Source organism: Variovorax cryoconiti (genome assembly GCF_051216395.1).
GTDB lineage: Bacteria > Pseudomonadota > Gammaproteobacteria > Burkholderiales > Burkholderiaceae_C > Variovorax.
In genome coordinates this window covers 873597-891091 of sequence record NZ_JBPJZI010000002.1, presented here as the reverse complement: position 1 = coordinate 891091, position 17495 = coordinate 873597, and the positions used below count along the sequence as shown (strand labels likewise).

17 protein-coding genes are annotated in these 17495 nt (G+C 68.6%); 9 read left to right on the top strand and 8 right to left on the bottom strand.

All coding sequences use genetic code 11. The annotated features are described in order from the left end of the window. Positions 1 to 2: 2 nt before the first annotated feature. Together ACSFA2_RS08985 and ACSFA2_RS08980 are read right to left on the bottom strand one after the other, a co-directional pair. Positions 3 to 959 (bottom strand): DUF979 domain-containing protein, encoded by a 957-nt coding sequence (locus ACSFA2_RS08985; RefSeq protein ID WP_435454958.1) that lies wholly within the window; start codon positions 957 to 959, stop codon positions 3 to 5. Between the two features lie 2 nt (positions 960 to 961). Then, positions 962 to 1705 carry a DUF969 domain-containing protein gene (locus ACSFA2_RS08980; RefSeq protein WP_435454957.1) on the bottom strand — a complete coding sequence of 248 codons (744 nt, stop codon included), beginning with the start codon at positions 1703 to 1705 and terminating at the stop codon, positions 962 to 964. A 226-nt stretch (positions 1706 to 1931) separates the two neighbouring features. On the opposite strand from ACSFA2_RS08980, the gene ACSFA2_RS08975 reads away from it, so the two are divergent. The 3 genes from ACSFA2_RS08975 (at position 1932) to ACSFA2_RS08965 (ending at position 3791) form a co-directional block, all read left to right on the top strand. Next, a complete protein-coding gene (locus ACSFA2_RS08975) occupies positions 1932 to 2618 on the top strand; it encodes a GntR family transcriptional regulator (protein WP_435454956.1) in 687 nt (228 codons plus the stop codon). A gap of 95 nt (positions 2619 to 2713) precedes the next feature. Beyond that, positions 2714 to 3214, top strand: a complete 501-nt coding sequence (locus ACSFA2_RS08970) for a hypothetical protein (protein WP_435454955.1) — start codon at positions 2714 to 2716, stop codon at positions 3212 to 3214. 28 nt (positions 3215 to 3242) lie between these two features. Next, positions 3243 to 3791, top strand: coding sequence for a pseudouridine synthase (locus ACSFA2_RS08965; RefSeq protein ID WP_435454954.1), 549 nt, complete (start codon positions 3243 to 3245; stop codon positions 3789 to 3791). 4 nt (positions 3792 to 3795) lie between these two features. On the opposite strand, the gene ACSFA2_RS08960 is transcribed toward ACSFA2_RS08965, so the two are convergent. Beyond that, positions 3796 to 4380: a hypothetical protein gene (locus tag ACSFA2_RS08960; protein ID WP_435454953.1), complete on the bottom strand. Its 585-nt coding sequence runs from the start codon at positions 4378 to 4380 to the stop codon at positions 3796 to 3798. A 75-nt stretch (positions 4381 to 4455) separates the two neighbouring features. Here ACSFA2_RS08960 and ACSFA2_RS08955 point away from each other — a divergent pair, with 75 nt between their 5' ends. Continuing rightward, positions 4456 to 5343, top strand: coding sequence for a peptidoglycan DD-metalloendopeptidase family protein (locus ACSFA2_RS08955; RefSeq protein ID WP_435454952.1), 888 nt, complete (start codon positions 4456 to 4458; stop codon positions 5341 to 5343). 103 nt (positions 5344 to 5446) lie between these two features. Further along, on the top strand, positions 5447 to 6580 hold the full coding sequence (locus ACSFA2_RS08950) for an NHL repeat-containing protein (RefSeq protein WP_435454951.1): 1134 nt from the start codon (positions 5447 to 5449) through the stop codon (positions 6578 to 6580). Between the two features lie 13 nt (positions 6581 to 6593). Here the strand turns inward: ACSFA2_RS08950 and ACSFA2_RS08945 are convergent, their stop codons facing one another. Further along, positions 6594 to 7820, bottom strand: a complete 1227-nt coding sequence (locus ACSFA2_RS08945; RefSeq protein WP_435454950.1) for an MFS transporter — start codon at positions 7818 to 7820, stop codon at positions 6594 to 6596. A gap of 114 nt (positions 7821 to 7934) precedes the next feature. Between ACSFA2_RS08945 and ACSFA2_RS08940 the strand changes: the two genes are divergently transcribed. The 4 genes from ACSFA2_RS08940 (at position 7935) to ACSFA2_RS08925 (ending at position 13352) form a co-directional block, all read left to right on the top strand. Continuing rightward, positions 7935 to 8927 carry a LysR family transcriptional regulator gene (locus ACSFA2_RS08940; protein WP_435454949.1) on the top strand — a complete coding sequence of 331 codons (993 nt, stop codon included), beginning with the start codon at positions 7935 to 7937 and terminating at the stop codon, positions 8925 to 8927. Positions 8928 to 9095: 168 nt separating this feature from the next. Further along, positions 9096 to 9689 carry an RNA polymerase sigma factor gene (locus ACSFA2_RS08935; RefSeq protein WP_435454948.1) on the top strand — a complete coding sequence of 198 codons (594 nt, stop codon included), beginning with the start codon at positions 9096 to 9098 and terminating at the stop codon, positions 9687 to 9689. Next, a complete protein-coding gene (locus tag ACSFA2_RS08930; protein WP_435454947.1) occupies positions 9686 to 10822 on the top strand; it encodes a FecR family protein in 1137 nt (378 codons plus the stop codon). The genes ACSFA2_RS08935 and ACSFA2_RS08930 overlap by 4 nt, the downstream gene beginning before the upstream one ends. Positions 10823 to 11054: 232 nt before the next feature. Then, positions 11055 to 13352: a TonB-dependent siderophore receptor gene (locus ACSFA2_RS08925; RefSeq protein WP_435455010.1), complete on the top strand. Its 2298-nt coding sequence runs from the start codon at positions 11055 to 11057 to the stop codon at positions 13350 to 13352. Positions 13353 to 13355: 3 nt separating this feature from the next. Here the strand turns inward: ACSFA2_RS08925 and ACSFA2_RS08920 are convergent, their stop codons facing one another. From ACSFA2_RS08920 to ACSFA2_RS08905, 4 genes are read right to left on the bottom strand one after another with little or no spacing between them, the layout of a single operon-like run. Next, positions 13356 to 14561: a M20 aminoacylase family protein gene (locus ACSFA2_RS08920; RefSeq protein ID WP_435454946.1), complete on the bottom strand. Its 1206-nt coding sequence runs from the start codon at positions 14559 to 14561 to the stop codon at positions 13356 to 13358. Continuing rightward, a complete protein-coding gene (locus ACSFA2_RS08915) occupies positions 14558 to 15451 on the bottom strand; it encodes an N-formylglutamate amidohydrolase (protein WP_435454945.1) in 894 nt (297 codons plus the stop codon). Before ACSFA2_RS08915 ends, ACSFA2_RS08920 begins: the two co-directional genes overlap by 4 nt. After that, positions 15448 to 16485: an ABC transporter ATP-binding protein gene (locus tag ACSFA2_RS08910; protein WP_435454944.1), complete on the bottom strand. Its 1038-nt coding sequence runs from the start codon at positions 16483 to 16485 to the stop codon at positions 15448 to 15450. The genes ACSFA2_RS08915 and ACSFA2_RS08910 overlap by 4 nt, the downstream gene beginning before the upstream one ends. Before the next feature lie 7 nt (positions 16486 to 16492). Beyond that, positions 16493 to 17488, bottom strand: coding sequence for an ABC transporter ATP-binding protein (locus ACSFA2_RS08905; protein WP_435454943.1), 996 nt, complete (start codon positions 17486 to 17488; stop codon positions 16493 to 16495). Positions 17489 to 17495 lie beyond the last annotated feature (7 nt).

Here is a 17495-nt window from a genome sequence, read left to right as displayed (position 1 = left end):
CCTCAACGGAACATCAGGAAGTACAGGATGAACACGTTGCAGGTCAGCAGCGCGAGCGCCGTGGGCACCTGCGCGCGAATCACCGCGTTCTTGTCGGGCAGCTCGAGCAGCGCCGCGGGCACGATGTTGAAGTTGGCGGCCATCGGCGTGAGCAGCGTGCCACAGTAGCCCGAGAGCATTCCGACGGCCGCCATCACGGCTGGGTTGCCGTGGTACATGCCGACCAGCACCGGGATGCCCACGCCGCCCGTCATCACCGGGAAGGCCGCGAAGCCGTTGCCCATGATGACGGTGAAGAGCGCCATGCCGACCACGTACACCACGACGGCGAAGAAGCGCACGTCCATGTTGATGTAGCTGGTGGTGATGTGCGCCACGGCCTTGCCCACGCCGGCGTCGGAGAACACCAGGCCCAGCATGCCGAGCATCTGCGGCAGCACCAGCGCCCAGCCCAGGGCGTCGGTGAGGCGACGCGATTCGCGGATGCCCTGCACCGGCGTCTCGTTCGTCATCTTGCAGGCCAGCGCCAGCGCCACGATGCAGCCGATGCCCAGACTCACCAGCGTGGTGTTCTTCGGGTCGAGCAACGGCGTGCCGCCGATGACGAGGTGCGAGGCCGACAGCGTGCCGATCATCGTCACGACTGGAATCGCCAGCGCCGGGATGAAGAGCTTGTTGCCCAGCCGCTTGGCGCTGGCCGCGTACTGCTCGACCGAGCGCGGCACATGGTGGCCGATGCCCACGCCGCCGAAGGCCGCGATCAGCGCCATCACGACGACGCCCACACCGACCCACACGGGCGGCAGCTGGTCGCCGACGAGAAACACGAGCGAATAGAGGCCCCAGAAGAAGGCGCTCGAGTAGCGCCTGGAATGCTGCTTGTCGGTCAGCGTCATCACCGCGGTGATGGCGAGGATGGCGCCGACGAGGTAATACAGGTGCGTGATGGTGAGCGTCATGGTCAGGCGCCCTTCACGGCGGGGTTGGCGGTGCTGGCTGCGGGCGCCGCCGGCGTGGCCCCGGCCAGTTCACGCGCGAGCCAGCCGTCCAGCCGGCGCAGGCGCCAGGCATGGATGACGAAGGCGCAGATCGCCGTCGGGATGCCCCACAGCGCGACGTGGATCGGCTCGATGTCGATGCCTGCTTCACGCAGGAAGGTGGTCATCAGCACGATGGCGCCGAAGGCCACGAAGATGTCTTCGCCGAAGAACAGGCCGACGTTGTCGGTGGCAGCGGCATAGGCGCGCAGCTTGTGGCGGACCTTCTCCGGCAGCGCACCGAAACGGGCCTCGGCCGCACCTTCGGCCATCGGCGCGAGCAGCGGCCGCACCATTTGCGGGTGCCCGCCCAGGCTGGTGAGGCCGACGGCGGCGGTCAGCTGGCGCGCGCCGAGGTAGACGATCAACAAGCGGCCCGAAGTCGCGGACTTGATGCTGCTGATCCAGCGCTGCGCATGCTGGCGCAGCCCGTGCCGCTCGAGCAGGCCGATCACCGCCAGAGGCAGCAGGATGATCAGCGGCAGGTTGCGCGTCTTGATGAAACCGGTGCCGATGGTCGCGAGGATCTTCTCCACCGGGAAGTGCGCCGCGAAGGCGGTGACGATGGCGGTGACGATCACCACCAGCATCGGATTGAAGCGCAGGACGAAGCCCGCAATGATGACGGCGACCCCCAGCAAGGGCCACAGATTGATCTCGGTAGGCACGGCGGTAACTCCTAGGTGTTGGGATGATTTCTTAGGATTGACTGAACCATACGAACATATGAATGGCTCAAACAGCATGAATTGTTGAACAATTCATGATTTTCTGTAAGCACATTGCGTGCCAATTTCTAGGTGAAAACCCGGCAGTTGTTGAGCATCCAGGGGCGATCGAGGAACAGAACCTGCTACAACCACGGCGCCTCTTTCCCCTTTGAGCCCGCTTGCCATGACCCTCCCCGATTCGCCCATCGCCGCGACGCAAACCCTCAGCGAGCGGACGGCCGAGCAGCTGCGCCAGAAGATCACGCAGGGCGAATTCGCGCCCGGCCAGCGGCTGTCGGAACAGGCCTTGAGCGACAGCCTGGGCATCTCGCGCAACACGCTGCGCGAGGTGTTCCGCATGCTGACCAAGGAGGGGCTGGTCAAGCATTCACCCAACCGCGGCGTGTTCGTCGCCATCCCGAGCATCGCGGCGATCATCGACATCTACCGGGTGCGGCGGCTCATCGAGTGCCAGGCGCTGGCCCAGGCCTACCCGCGCCATCCGGCCAAGAAGAAAATGCGCGAGGCGGTGGAGACCGCCCTGCGCTGCCGGGACGTCGGCGATTGGCTGGGCGTGGGCACCGCCAACATGAAGTTCCACCGGGCGGTGGTCGAGCTGGCCGACAGCGAACGCCTCAACCTGCTGTTCGAGTCGGTACTGGCCGAACTGCGGCTGGCCTTCGGCCTGCTGCGCGACCCGGAGTTCCTGCACGCGCCGTACGTCGACATGAACCGGAACATCCTCGAACTGACCGAAGCTGGCGAGTTCGCCCGCGGTGCCGCGGCGCTCAACGACTACCTGGTGCACTCCGAACGCATCGTGCTGGCGGTCTATGCCCGGCACATCAACGACGCCGGTTGGGACCTCTGATGCTCTGCGCGCTTCGCGCCCCCGGCTGACAGGCCGGGCCGGTGCGGCGCGCCAGAATCCTGCACGCCTGCTCTCGCTCCAAGCCGCATCTCCCGATGAAACACTTCCTGCGCCTGTACTCCCTCATCCATGCGCTGATGGCGCTGCTGTTCGCCGCGGCCGGCATCGCGCTCATGGTGGTGGCGGCGCACAACGGCTGGATGGCGGTGGTGGGCAGCATCGACACCACGGCCGGTGAAGCCATCATCGAGGCGATGGGCCTGCTGGCCGCCGCGGTCGTCGCACTGCAGATCTCGCAGACGATCACCGAGGAAGAAGTGATCCGCGATGCCCACATCAGCGCGCCGACGCGGGTGCGGCGCTTCCTGTCGCGCTTTCTGGTGGTGATCGTCGTCGCCATCGCGGTCGAGGCGCTGGTCGCAACCTTCAAGGCGCGCGAGAAGCCGGAACTGATGCTCCATGCGGCGGCCGTCTTCTCCGCCGTTGGCTTGATGCTGGCGGGCTGGGGCGTCTTCATCCACCTGAACCGCTCGGCCGAGGAACTGGAACCGGAGGCGATGGAAGAGGCGAAACGCGAGGATCAGAAGCTCGCGTGAAGCCGGCGGGCGCTATCCTCGGCGCCCCATGGTGTCTTCCGTCGCTCCCCGCCTCCTCCGCTTCAACAAGCCCTACGGCGTGCTCAGCCAGTTCACGCCCGAAGGCCGCTGGCAGGGGCTCAAGGACTTCATCGACCTGCCCGGCGTGTACGTCGCCGGCCGCCTCGACGCCGACAGCGAAGGCCTGCTGCTGCTGACCGACGACGGCCAGCTGCAGGCGCAGATCGCCGATCCGCGCTTCAAGATGGAGAAGGTGTATTGGGTGCAGGTGGAGGGCATGCCCGACGACGCGGCGCTGGCCGCCCTGCGCGATGGCGTGACGCTCAACGACGGCCCGACGCGCCCGGCCCGTGCGCAGCGCATCGACCCGCCGCCCGGCCTGTGGGAACGCGACCCGCCCATCCGGGTGCGCCAGGCCATTCCCACCACCTGGATCGAGCTCGCCATCAAGGAAGGCCGCAACCGCCAGGTGCGGCGCATGACGGCGGCCGTCGGGCACCCGACGCTGCGGCTGATCCGCGCGGCCATCGGGCCACACACGCTGGACGGCCTGGCGCCGGGCGCCTGGGCCGGCTGAAGGCTCAGCGTTCGCCGAGGAAAGCGCCGTCGACCGGCTTCTTCAACCACCCGTGGATGTCGCCGCCGAGCTTGTACGCCACCGTGCCCACCATGCTGCAGGTGCTGCGCGGCAGGCCGAAGTACAGGAACATCTGGCGCTGCGCCGTGAAGTGGACCGGCGCGGTGCCGGGCCGCTGCAGCGTGCCGCGCAGTTCGACGATCTTCGGGCCGCCGTACAGGCCGCCGGCGTTGGCCAGCAGATCGGTCACTTCGACCTTGAGCACCGGCGCCGGCGTGGCACCGGCCGTGGGTGCCGCGAGCAGGTACAGCAAGGGCTCTTCCATCTGGTCTTCGACCGCCTGGCGCAACAGCGCCGGCACGTCGCAGTTGTCGTCCGACTTCGACAGGCGCAGCCCCTTGCTGGTGGTGCCGTAGGCGACCGGAGGCATCACGAGGGTGTTCTGTGCGGTGGCTGCCGCCGGTGGCGGCTCGGCCGGCTCGGCCGACGGGGTACGCGTGCCGCAGGCGGCCAGCAGTCCGGCCGTGGCCAGCAGGGTGAGCAGGCGTGGCAGCGGCGCGGCTGTGGCTGAATTTGCGATGTGGATCATGTGTTTTCTCCCTGGTTTATCCGCGCTCGAGGCGCGGGGGCCGATTGTCGCGTGCGTGCTCGCTAGACTCGCCCGATGGTCCGCACGCACATCCAATCCACGACACCGATCCTTCGCCGCACCGCCGTTCTCGGCAGCCTCGCTGCGCTCTTGCTGCCGGCCCGCTCCGTGCACGCGGCCCCGCCCGCCACAACCGCAACCGAGGTGTGGCCGCATGCGCTGGCCGTGCCCGGCGGCGTGGCGCGGCTGTCGCTCGGTCCGGCCGCGGCGCGGCCGGCAGCCTTTGCCGGCGGCGACGTGCCGTTGCTGGTCGTCGGCGACGCAATCGAATGGACCGCGCTGGTCGGCATTCCGCTCGCGGCCGCGGCCGGGACGGCGCACATTGGGGTGCGCGCAGAAGGCCGGCCGCCGCGCGAAGTCGGCTACACCATCGCCCCCAAGCGCTACAGCGAGCAGCGCCTGAAGGTGGCGCCCGGCACGGTCGACCTGTCGGCCGCCGACCAGGCACGCTACGAGCGCGAGCGCGACCACCAGGCAACCGTGATGGCGACCTTCACCGAGGCGCTGCCGGCCGACCTGAAAATGGCGGTGCCGGTGCCCGGCCGACGCTCGAGCTCCTTCGGCCTGCGCCGCGTGTTCAACGGCCAGTCGCGCAATCCGCACAGCGGCATGGACATCGCCGCCGGCACCGGCACGCCCGTGCGCGCCCCGCTGCCCAGCCGCGTGATCGACACCGGCGACTACTTCTTCAACGGCGGCACGGTGTGGCTCGACCACGGCCGCGGCCTGCTGAGCATGTACTGCCACCTGAGCGCCATCGACGTGAAGGTCGGCGACATGCTGCAGACCGGCGACCGCTTCTGCGCCGTGGGCGCCACCGGCCGCGTGACCGGGCCGCACCTGCACTGGGGCGTGATGCTCAACCGCACGATGGTCGACCCGGCGCTGTTCGTCCCAAGCTGAGGAAGCCGGGTAAACGATCAGCCGGCGCAAGGCGCTACCGGTTGTGATGCGGCCGAAGCGCCGTGATGATCGATCTCCTCGAGAACAACAGGAGACGCGAGACATGAGCTTCACTTCACGCATGGCGGCGCACGCAGCGCGCGCCCTCGCCACCACGGCCGCGATCGTCGCCCTGGCGAGTTGCGCCACGTCGGCGAGCAACGTGGCGGCGCCGACCTTCCGCGTCGACCCGAACTGGCCCAAGCCCCTGCCCAACAACTGGATCCTCGGCCAGGTCAGCGGCATCGCGACCGACGCGCAGGACCACATCTGGGTGCTGCAGCGCCCGGGGACGCTGACCGAGGACGAGCGCGGCGCGGCGCTCAACCCGCCGCTGTCGAAGTGCTGCTTACCTGCCCCGTCGGTGCTGGAATTCGATGCCGCCGGCACGCTGTTGCGCGCCTGGGGCGGCGCCGGCGCCGGCTACAACTGGCCCGAGAACGAGCACGGCATGCACGTCGATGCCAAGGGCTTCGTCTGGATCACCGGCAATGGCAACAACGACGGCCAGGTGCTCAAGTTCACGCCCGAGGGCCGCTTCGTGTTGCAGATCGGCAAGGTCGGCCCGCAGACCGGCAGCGCCGACACCACGCGCCTGGGCCGCGCTGCGGGGGTCGAGGTCGACGTCGATTCGCGCGAGGTGTACGTGGCCGACGGGTACCACAACAACCGCGTGATCGTGTTCGATTCGGAGACCGGCGCCTACAAACGCCACTGGGGCGCCTACGGCAAGCCGCCGATCGCGGTCGGCCAGCCCGATGGCCGCCGCACCGCACCGCCGACCGCCACGCAGCTCACCACCTTCGGCAGCCCGGTGCACTGCGTGCGCGTGGCGCGTGACGGGCTGGTGTACGTGTGCGACCGGCTCAACAACCGTGTGCAGGTGTTCCGCAAGGACGGCAGCTACGTCAAGGAGTTCTCGGTCGAGCCGCTGACCGCGGGCAACGGCGCGGTGTGGGACCTGGTGCTGTCGCGCGACCCGCAACAGCGCTTTCTGCACATGGCCGACGGCCGCAACAACCAGATCCTCACGCTGCTGCGCGAGACCGGCGCGGTGGTCGGCAGTGCCGGCCGGCCGGGCCGCTACGCCGGCGAACTGCACTGGGTGCACGACCTGGCTGTCGATTCGCAAGGCCATCTGTACGCCGGCGAAGTCGACACCGGCAAGCGGGCGCAGAAGTTCGTGCGCCAGCCCTGAACGTCCGCCCGGCTCAGTGCGCCTGCGCCGCACCCGGCCAGAGGCGCACGGCGAGCGCACCGGCCGCCGACGCGGCGGCCAGGCCGACCACCGCCATCCAGCCCCACTGCGCCAGCATCAGCGCACCGAGCGCCGAGCCGAGCGCCATGCCCAGGAACATGCCGACGAACAGCACCGCGTTGAGGCGGCTGCGAGCGGCCGGCTCGATGCTGTAGACGATGGTCTGGTGCGCGATCAGCGTGGCCTGGATGCCCAGGTCGAAGCCGATGGCGCCCACCACCAGCAGGCCCAGCTGCGCATGCGGCTGCATCCACGGCGCGAGCGCCATCACCGCGAAGGACGCCAGCACCAGCGACGCACCGAGGCGGGTGACCAGTTCGGGGCCGCGCTTGTCGGCGATGCGTCCGGCGATCGGTGCCGCCAGCGCACCGGCCGCACCGGCCAGGCCGAAGGCGCCGGCGGCCGCGCTGCCCAGGTGAAAGGGCTCGCCGTGCAGCATCACGGCCAGGGTCGACCAGAAGGCGCTGAAGCCGATCGACAGCAGCGCTTGCGCGAAGGTGGCGCGGCGCAGGGCACCATGGCGCTTCCACAGCTTGACCAGCGAGCCCATCAGCGCGCCGTAGCTCAGCTGGGTGGTCGGCCGGAAGCGCGGCAGGCCGCGCCAGGCGGCGGCGCCGATCAGCGCGATGCTCAGCGCGGCGGCGATGAACATCGTGCGCCAGCCGAAATGCTCGGCGACGAAGCCGCTGACCACCCGCGACAGCAGGATGCCCAGCAGCAGCCCGGTCATGACGGTGCCGACGATCTTGCCGCGGCTCGCCTCCGGCGCCAGCGTGGCGGCGGCCGGCACGATGTCCTGCGCCAGCGTGGCCGACAGGCCGATCACCAGGCTGGCGACCAGCAGCACTGCGATCGATGGCGCGGCACCGGCCAGCAGCAGCGCGACGCAGAGCACCGCGGCCTTCATCAGGATGATGCGGCGGCGGTCGTAGCGGTCGCCCAGCGGCGCGAGCAGCAGGATGCCCAGCGCGTAGCCGAGCTGCGTGAGCGTCGGCACGAAGCCGACTGCGCGGGCCGAGGCGCCGATGTCGGCGCCCAGCACGCCGAGCATCGGCTGCGAGTAGTAGAGCGCCGCCACCGCCAGGCCGGCGCCGGTGGCAAGCAGCAGGACCAGCGAGGCGGGCAGCGCAGGCGCCGCAGCCGGAGCGCCGGGTGTATGCGTGGCTTGAATGTGAGACATAGTGGTAAACCCTTGAATTCGAAAGACCGGGTCGGAGTGTGCGGAAGAAGTGCGTCGTGCGGTAGGGGTGGCGCGTGCAAAATGCTTATACGTTCTGCGCATGCAAAGGATCCAATGCCTCGCTCCACCGCCCCCGTTGCCCCATCACCGTCCGCCGCCCCCGCACCGCCCTTCCCGCCCGGCACGGTCGGCGACCGCATCCAGCTGATGCAGACCTTCGTGCGCATCGTCGAGGCCGGCAGCCTGTCGGCCGCGGCGGCGCAATTGGGCGCCACCCAGCCGACGGTGAGTCGCCGTCTGCAGGCGCTCGAGCGCTCGCTGGGCATGCGCCTCTTGAGCCGCTCGACGCACGCCATGAAGCTCACCGAGGACGGCGAGCGCTGCTTCGCGCGGGCCAAGGAACTGATCGCCGCCTGGGACAGCTTCGAATCCGACCTGCGCGGCGCGGGGGCGGAGCCCGAAGGCACGCTGCGCGTGGTGGCGCCGCATGCCTTCGGCCAGAACGTGCTGGTCGGTCCGCTGGCCGGGTACCTGCGCCGCTACCCGCGCATGTCGGTCGACTGGCTGCTGCACGACCGCGCACCCGACTTCATCGCCGACGCGGTGGATTGCGCGATCCATGTCGGCGAAGTGAACGACCCGCAACTGGTCGCCATCAAGCTGGCCGAGGTGCCGCGCATCGTGGTGGCGGCGCCGTCGGTGCTCGGCGAGGGGCCGGCGCCATCGCATGCGAAGGACCTGGCGGCCCTGCCCTGGCTGGCGCTGCGCAGTTTCTACCGGACCGACATCACCTTGACCCATGTGCAGAGCGGCGAACGGCACAGCGTGCCGATCACCCCCCGCCTGAGCACCGACAGTCTCTACGCCACCTGCAACGCCACGCTGATGGGCCTGGGCGTGAGCGTGGTGTCGGCCTGGGCGGTGGCCGACGACCTGGCCGCCGGGCGGCTGGTGCACCTGACGCCGCAATGGCGCGCCAGCCCGCTGCCAATGCACCTGGTGTACCCGTACGCGCGCCACTACCCGGCGAAGCTGCGGCGTTTCGTGGAAGCGATGCGGGAGTCGGTGCCGGGCGCCGTGACGACCGGGCTCACGCCAGCCGACTGACGGCCGCCGGCGCTGCGGCTGGCCCGCGCGGGGTAAGATTTCGGATTCTTTCGATCTCATCTGATGCCACAGAGAGCTGGGTCCCCACGTGTGTGGGGGCCGCCTCCCCGGGTCCACCATGGCGCATGCCACGGGCCCCTGCCAGCCACCGCCACGCCGTGCATCGGGATGATCCTGCTTCTGAGCGCGCTGCCTGCATGCCTTGCCTTCCCGGGCCGGGCTCGCGCGCTTGGAAAGCCGTCGTTCCTTGACCCTGGCTGGACCGTGCTCACCCGCTACTACCGTGACCTGCTGAATTTTTGCCTGCGCAAGACGAGGGATCGCGATACGGCGGCAGACCTTGCGCAGGAGAGCTTCGCGCGCGTGTTCGCGATGCAGCAAGCCGGCCAGACCATCCAGCATCCGGCGGCGTTGCTGCAACGGGTCGCCACGCATGCCAAGGTGGACATGGACCGACGCGCGGCCGTCAGGGACGCCGACGACATCGACGGATTGGACGAGGGACTCCGACCGATCGCTCCGTCGCATCTGCAGCCCGAGGCGGTCTATGCATCGACGGAAGCGGTTCGGGCTTATCTTCAGGCCATCGAGTCACTGCCTCCCCGCTGTCGCGAAGCGTTCAGCCTGTATGTCTTCGATGACATGTCCAAGCAAGACATTGCCGACCGCATGGGCGTCTCCCTGAGCATGGTCAAGCAGTACGTCACGCGCGGCAAGGCCGTCTGCGCCGACCGCCGACGTGTCCTGGACAATGCAAGATGAGTCGATTCAAGCGCACCGCTCCCCACGCCGGCAGGCCCATCGATGACACGATCGAGGCGCGCGAGCACGAGGCCTTCATGCGGACACTCGACCCGGCCCTCTCGGCCGCTGCCGAGTGGCACACCCGGCGCGAAGATGGCCTCGGGGCGGCCGAGGAGGCGCAGTTCCAGCAATGGCTGTCGGACGATCCCGCCCATGCGGCCGCCTACGCAGCGCTGGACCACAGCCATGCCGCGGTGCGCAAGCTGCCGGCCGAAGCGGTCGCGCACCTGCGTGCGCCCTCGGAGCCGCAAGCGCCCCTGCAGGCGCATCGCCCCCACCCCGCCGCTCCCCGGCCGACGCCGCGACCCGAACGCGCACCGTCGCGGAGATTCTGGGCAGGGCGCGGGGCGACGGGCCTGGCGGCCTGCTGCCTGCTGCTGGCCGCTGGCGGGGTCGGCTGGCACCAATGGCATCAGCCCACCTTCGCGAACCACTACGCCACGAACCACGGCCAGCAGTTCGACACGGTCTTGCCCGACGGCAGCGAAGTGAGGCTCGACGCCGTCACGCGCACCGACGTCGCGCTGTACCGCGACCGGCGCGAGGCACGGCTGGACGAGGGCCAGGCCATGTTCGCCATCTCGCCAGACGCCGGCAGGCCTTTTCGCGTGACGGCCGGCCCCGCGCGGATCACCGTGGTTGGCACACGCTTCTCCGTGCGCTACGTGGGCCCGGAAGGCCAGCCTCGGGCGGTCGAGGTCGCGGTCGAGGAAGGCAAGGTGCTGGTCGAAAGCAGGGTCAGGCCGGAGCGAAGCACGTCGATGGCCGCGCTCACCGCGGGGCAGTCGGTCCGGGTGAGCGCTTCCGGCGCGCTCGAAGCGGTCGCTGCCGTGCCGGTCAGCAGCGTGGCGTTGTGGCGCAAGGGACTGATCCGCTTCTCGAACACGCCGCTGGCCGAGGCGATCCGGGAGATGGAACGCTACGGCCCCACCCGGCTGGTGGTGTCGGATCCGAAGATCGCCGATCTGCGCATCGGCGGTTCGTTCGAGGTGTCGCACCCGGAGGAACTGGCGAAAGTGCTGCCATCCCTCCTGCCCGTCACCCTGGTCGGCCGCGCCGACGGCAGCCGGGACGTGGTCGGCGCCCGCTGACGAGGGCGAAAAAGTTCGGGCGCGGGGTGTCCGAATCGCCAGGCCGTGCGTCTTTCTTGGTAGTGGAATTTTTTTCATCTCCGTCCCGACCAAGGAAGCCATCCCGATGCGTCACCCGCACCCGTCCCGTCTCCGTCCCGCCCCGCTTGCCCTTGCCGTCGCCATGGCCCTGTCGGCACCGGCTCTCGTTCACGCTCAACCCGCGCAGGAGAGCAGGACTGTCGCCGTGGCCATGGCCGCGCAGCCACTGGGCGATGCGCTGAACGAACTGGCTGCCGTGACCGGCATGCCGATCGCATTTCCCCAGGCGCTGGTGTCCGGCAAGACCGCCCCGGCCGTCAAAGGGACGTTCACCCTGGGGCAGGCCCTGGCCCATCTGCTGGCGGGAAGCGGGCTCGAAGCGCAGCCGGAGGGCCGGACGATCATCATCCGCAGTGCGGGCGCCGGTGCTGCGCAGACCCTGCCGTCCGTCACGGTGACGGCCACGGCCGACACCGGTGAATTGCCCTTGCCCTATGCCGGCGGCCAGGTCGCACGGGGCAGCCGCGTCGGCATGCTGGGCAACAAGGATGTGATGGACACACCGTTCAGCATCACGAGCTACACCGCCGAACTGATAGAGAACCAGCAGGCCATCACCGTCGCGGACGTCCTGGCCAATGATCCTTCGGTGCGCACGCTCTCCTACGGCCTGACGAATGCAGCCGGTGCCGGCGACTCCTTCATGATTCGAGGCTTTTCCATCCAGAATTCCGTGCTGTTCGATGGCCTCTACGGCATCGCACCCAGCCGAACGCTGCCGGTCGAGACCGCCGAGCGGGTCGAGGTGCTCAAGGGCCCGAACGCCTTGCTCAATGGCATGGCACCTTACGACGCGGCGGGTGGCGCGATCAACATCGTTCCCAAGCGGGCCGGCGACGAGCCGCTGACCCGGCTCACGAGCACCTACCTGTCTAACGGCATCCTGGGTGGACACATCGACGTGAGCCGGCGCTTCGGGGAAGACAAGCAGTGGGGTGTGCGGTTCAACGGGGTCTACCGCGACGGCAGCACCGCCACGCGCGGGCAGTCGGTGGAACTGGGTGCGGCAACCATCGGCCTGGACTACCGGGGCGACCGGCTCCGGGCGTCCCTGGATGCTGGCCACCAGCGCCTGAACAATGAAGCGCCACAGGGGGCGGGAGGTTTCGGCATCGCCGACGGCATCGACATTCCACGGCCGCCCAGTGCTCGCGGGCGACTGGCGCAGGACTGGGAGTTTTCCAAAACCAGGAGCGATTATTTTCTGGCCAAGGCGGAGTACGACCTGGCGCCCGACTGGACGCTCTACGGTGCCGCGGGCGGTAGCAACAACCGGTTCCGATACCTGTCCACGGACGTCATCGTGGCCGACACCCAGGGCAACGCGCAAGCCACGGTGTACTACTGGCCCGACTTTCAGAATTACAGGACGGTCCAGGGCGGGCTGCGCGGAACGCTGCGCACCGCCGGCGTGAAGCACCAGATCAACCTCAGTGCCGCCTATTTGAAGCAGGAGCATGGCTTCACGACGGACTACTACGGGTTCGCCAGCTTCGACACGAACATGTACGCCGGTCCTTCGGTGGCCGCCCCGTCGATCGCGGGCTTCTCCTCCAAGCCACCGATGACCGATTCACTGCGTCTGCCGTCCGTGGCAATCTCCGACACGGTCTCTTTCCTTGACGATCGTGTGGCCGTGACGCTCGGTGCACGCCATCAGCAGGTGAAGTACATCAACTACGACACGAGCACGGGTGTGGGGATGACCACGCACGACAAGAGCGCGGTCACACCGGTGCTCGCCGTGCTGTTCAAGCCGCAGGCGAACCTTTCCCTCTACGGCAACTACATCGAAGGGCTCAGCAAGGGGGATACCGCCCCGATCGGAACGACGAACGCCAACGAGGTGTTCCCGCCGATCAAGACCAAGCAGTACGAGGTCGGTGCGAAATACGATTTCGGTCGCTTCGCGGTCACGGCCGGGCTGTTCCAGATTCAGAAGCCCAGCGGGCTGGTGGTTGGCAACCCCGACGGCAGTTTCACGTACCAGGTGGCTGGCGAGCAGCGCAACCGCGGCGCCGAGCTCGGGCTTTTCGGCGAACTGGCACGCGGCGTCCGCCTGCTCGGAGGCATCGCCTACACCGATGGCCGCCTGACCCACACGGATGGCGGCGTCAACGATGGCAACCTCGCGCCGAACGTGTCGCGCTGGCAACTGAACCTGGGTGGCGAATACGACGTTCCCTCGGCCCCCGGCCTCACCTTGACCGCACGAATGATCTCGACCAGTTCGCAATACCTGGACGCGGCCAACTCGCGCAGTGTGCCGGGCTGGACGCGCTGGGACGTCGGCGCACGCTATGCCACCAAGGCCTGGGACCGGCCCCTCGTGCTCAGGGCGGGTATCGAGAATCTGCTCGGGCGCGACTACTGGGCCAGCGGTTCAGGAAGCTGGCTGTACCTGGGCCGGCCGCGTACGTTGATGGTGTCGGCCACGGTCGATTTCTGATCGTCACTCGCGCGCGAAGAAAGCCTCGACCAGCCGCACCCAGTAGGTCGACCCCACCGGCAGCAACGCGTCGTTGAAGTCGTAGTTCGGGTTGTGCAGCTCGCACGGGCCCATGCCGTGGTAGGTCTCTTCACGGTGGCCGCCGCCGCCGTTGCCGACGAAGAGGTAGCAGCCCGGCACCTTCTGCAGGTAGAACGAGAAGTCCTCGGCGCCGCCGTGCTGCGGCGTGTTGCCGTCGACCTTGTCGGCGCCGAAGGTGTCCTTGGCGACCTGCATGGCGAAGTCGGTCTGCGCGTCCCAGTTGACCAGCGGCGGGTAGGCGCGGTGGAACTTCAGCTCGCCGGTGCCGCCGTGCGCCTGCGGCAGCATCTCGGCGATGCGGCGCATGTTGGCCTCGATGTCGTCGAGCACCTCGGTGCTGAAGGTGCGCACGGTGCCCTTGATCACGGCTTCGCCGGGCAGCACGTTGTAGGCATCGCCGGCATGGATCTGCGTGACGCTCACCACCGCGACGTCGATCGGGTTCTTGTGGCGCGAGATCAGCGTCTGCAGCGCGCCGACCATCTGCGCCGCGATCACGATGGTGTCGACCGACTTGTGCGGTTGCGCCGCGTGGCCGCCGGTGCCGCGCACGATGATGTCGAAGCGGTTGCTCGACGCCATCGTCGGCCCCTTGCGGAAGGCGAAGTGGCCGACCTCGAAGCCCGGCATGTTGTGGATGCCGTAGATCTCTTCGCACGGGAATTTGTCGAACAGGCCGTCGTCCATCATGGCCTTGGCGCCGGCGTTGCCACCCTCTTCCGCCGGCTGGAAGATGAAGTTGACGGTGCCTTCGAAGTCGCGGTGCGTCGCCAGGTAGTGCGCCGCGCCCAGCAGCATCGCGGTGTGGCCGTCGTGGCCGCAGCCGTGCATGCGGCCGGGGTTCTTCGACGCATGCAGGAAGCGGTTGTGCTCGGGCATGGGCAGCGCGTCCATGTCGGCGCGCAGGCCGATGGCGCGCTCGCCGGGGCCGCGCGTGCCGTGCAGCACGCCGACGACACCTGTGGTGCCCAGACCGCGGTGCACCTCGATGCCCAAGGCCGCGAGGCGCTCGGCCACCAGGTCGGAGGTGCGCGTTTCCTTGAAGGCGAGCTCGGGGTGCGCGTGGATGTCGCGGCGCAGCGCGGTGAACTCGGCGTGCTTGTCTTCGATGTCGGCGATGACGGTCATTTCAGGTGGTCCTTCACGTAGGTGGCGATGTCTTGGGAGACGCCTTTGAGCGCATCTTGCAGGGCATCGAAGCCTGCACTGCGCTCGCGGGTGATTTCGTTCATGTAGAGGCGGCGGTTCACCTCGACCTGCAGGCTGTGGCGCCGCTCGGCCGGCCGGCCCAGGCGGGCGATCAGCGCGACGCCCTTGAACGGGTCGTTGATGGCCACGCTGAAGCCGCGCTTCTTCAGCGTCTCGGCCACCAGCGCGGTGAACTCGGGCGCCGCGGTGGTCCCGTCGCGGTCGCCCAGCACGAAGTCCGCGAGCGGATGGTCGCTCTGGATCTGCAGAGCCTCGTACGAATCGGCGGGCATCGAATGCAGGTTCAGGTGCCACACGGCGCCAAAGCGCGCATAGGCCGTCTCGATGTGTTCGCGCATGGCGGCGTGGTACGGCGCGTGGTAGGTCGCGATGCGGTTCTGGATCTCGGCCACCGGCAACTTGCGGTCGTAGATGGCGCCCTTGCCGTTCTTCTTCGCGTCGCGCCAGATCAGGCCGATGCCCAGGCGCGTCTTCTCGCTGGGGCTGAGTGGCGTCGGCCAGGGCCCGGCGAGCATGCCCGCGTCGATGTCCTCAATGTCGCGGTTCGGGTCGACGTAGGCGCGCGGGAACTCGGCCGCCAGCAGCGTGGCGCCGACGGAAGGCAGCGCGTCCCACAGCACATGCACATCGGTGTCTTCGCCGGCACGCAGCAGGTCGAAAGGCACGGCGTAGCCGAAGTCGTCGGGGTATTTCGTTCCGCTGTGCGGCGAATCGCAAATCAGCGGCACCGGCTCGCCTTCGGGCAAGCGCAGCGTGAAGGGCGGGAACGGCGTGGGGACGCTCGGGAGAACAGGTGTCGATGCGGTCATGCAGAGAGATCGTTGAGGTGGCACGCGCTGGTGTGGCCGGGCTGCAGCGTGCGCAGCAGCGGCGCCTCGACCTGGCAGCGCGGCATCGCGTGTGGGCAGCGCGGGTGAAAGGCGCAGCCAGGGGGTGGCGCCAGGGGGGATGGCAGTTCGCCTTTGATCGGCTGGTAGGCGCGGCGCGTCGTTTCGAGCGTCGGCAGCTCGGACAGCAGCGCCTGCGTGTACGGATGGTTCGGCGCGCTGAAGATGGTCTCGGTCGGTGCCACTTCGACGATGCGGCCGAGGTACATGATGACCACGCGGTCCGACACATGCCCCACCACGCCGAGGTTGTGGCTGATGAAGAGATAGGTCAGGTCAAACTCGCGGCGCAGCGCCAGGAACAGGTTGAGCACCTGCGCCTGGATCGACACATCGAGCGCGGCCACGGCTTCGTCGCAGACGATCAGCCGCGGCTTGAGCGCCAGTGCGCGCGCGATGCCGATGCGCTGTCGCTGCCCGCCCGAGAACTGGTGCGGGTAGCGCTGCGCGTAATCAGGGTCGAGCCCGACCTGCCGCATCAGCGCGCCGACGTACTCGGCCTTGTCCTTGGCCTTCACCAGGCCGTGCACCACCGGCGCTTCGCCCACGATGTCCATCACCCGCATGCGCGGGTTGAGCGAGGCCATCGGATTCTGGAAGATCATCTGCACGCCCAGGCCCCAGGCGCGGCGCTCGGTCGCGTTCATGTCGGCGATCGGCTTGCCGAGGTAGCTGACGGTGCCTTCGGTCGGCGGGTTGATGCCGGCGATGACGCGGCCCAGCGTCGACTTGCCGCAGCCGGATTCACCGACGACGCCGATCACTTCACCGGGTTGGATCTCGAGGTCGACGTCGGCCACGGCGTGCACGACGGACGCGCGGTTGTCCGCGCCCATCAGGTTCGCGATGCGCCCGGCCAGGTCGATGTCCTGCACGAAGCGCTTGGAGATGCCCTGCAGCTGCAGCAGCGGTGTGCCAGTGGTCACGGGAGTCGGTTGTTCGAGAAGGGTTTCCATTGAATGTTCAAGCCATCTCGGGCGTCAGCATGTGCCAGCAGCGCACCGTCTTGCCCGCGGGTGCGGGTTCGGGCTGCGGCACGGCCAGGCAGGTGTCGGTCGCATGGCTGCAGCGCGGTCTAAAGGCGCAGCCTTGCGGCAGGTGCAGCAACGACGGCGTCATGCCCGGAATCTGCCGCAGCAGCGTGCCGTGCGTGGCGCGCGTCGGAATCGAATCGATCAGCCCGCGCGTGTACGGGTGCGACGGCGCGCGGATCACGTCGGCCGTCGCACCGCTCTCGACGATGCGCCCCGCGTACATCACGGCGATGCGGTCGGCCAGGCCCGACACCACGGCCAGATCGTGCGTGATCCAGATCATCGCGGTGCCGGTCTCGCGGCACAGCTTCTGCACTTCGTAGAGGATCTGCGCCTGGATGGTCACGTCGAGCGCCGTGGTCGGCTCGTCGGCAATGATCAGCTTGGGCCGGTTGAGCAGCGCGATGGCGATCGCCACGCGCTGGCGCATGCCGCCCGACAGCTGGTGCGGATAGGTCTGCAGCCGCTCTTCGGGCGACGGGATGCCGACCATCGCGAGCGCATCGCGCGCACGCGCCAGCGCGGCCTTGGCGCTCACCTTCTCATGCGCATGGATCGCCTCGACCATCTGCGTGTCGACGCGCAGCACCGGGTTGAGCGTCATCATCGGGTCCTGGAAGATCATCGCGATCTCCTTGCCGCGCAGCTTCTGCAGCCGCTGCTCCGTGGCACCGACCAGCTCTTCGCCGAGGTAGCGGATGTGGCCGCCGGCGATGCGGCCGGGCGCATCGATCAGGCCGATGACCGAGAAGCCGGTGATGCTCTTGCCCGAGCCGGACTCGCCGACCAGCCCGAGGATCTCGCCGGCATGCACGCGCAGGTCGACGCCGTCGACCGCCTTGACCACGCCGCCGTGGGTGAAGAAGTGGGTCTGCAGGCCCTGCACCTCGAGCACGGGCGTGGCGTTGGACATCTTGGATTCCATCGTCATG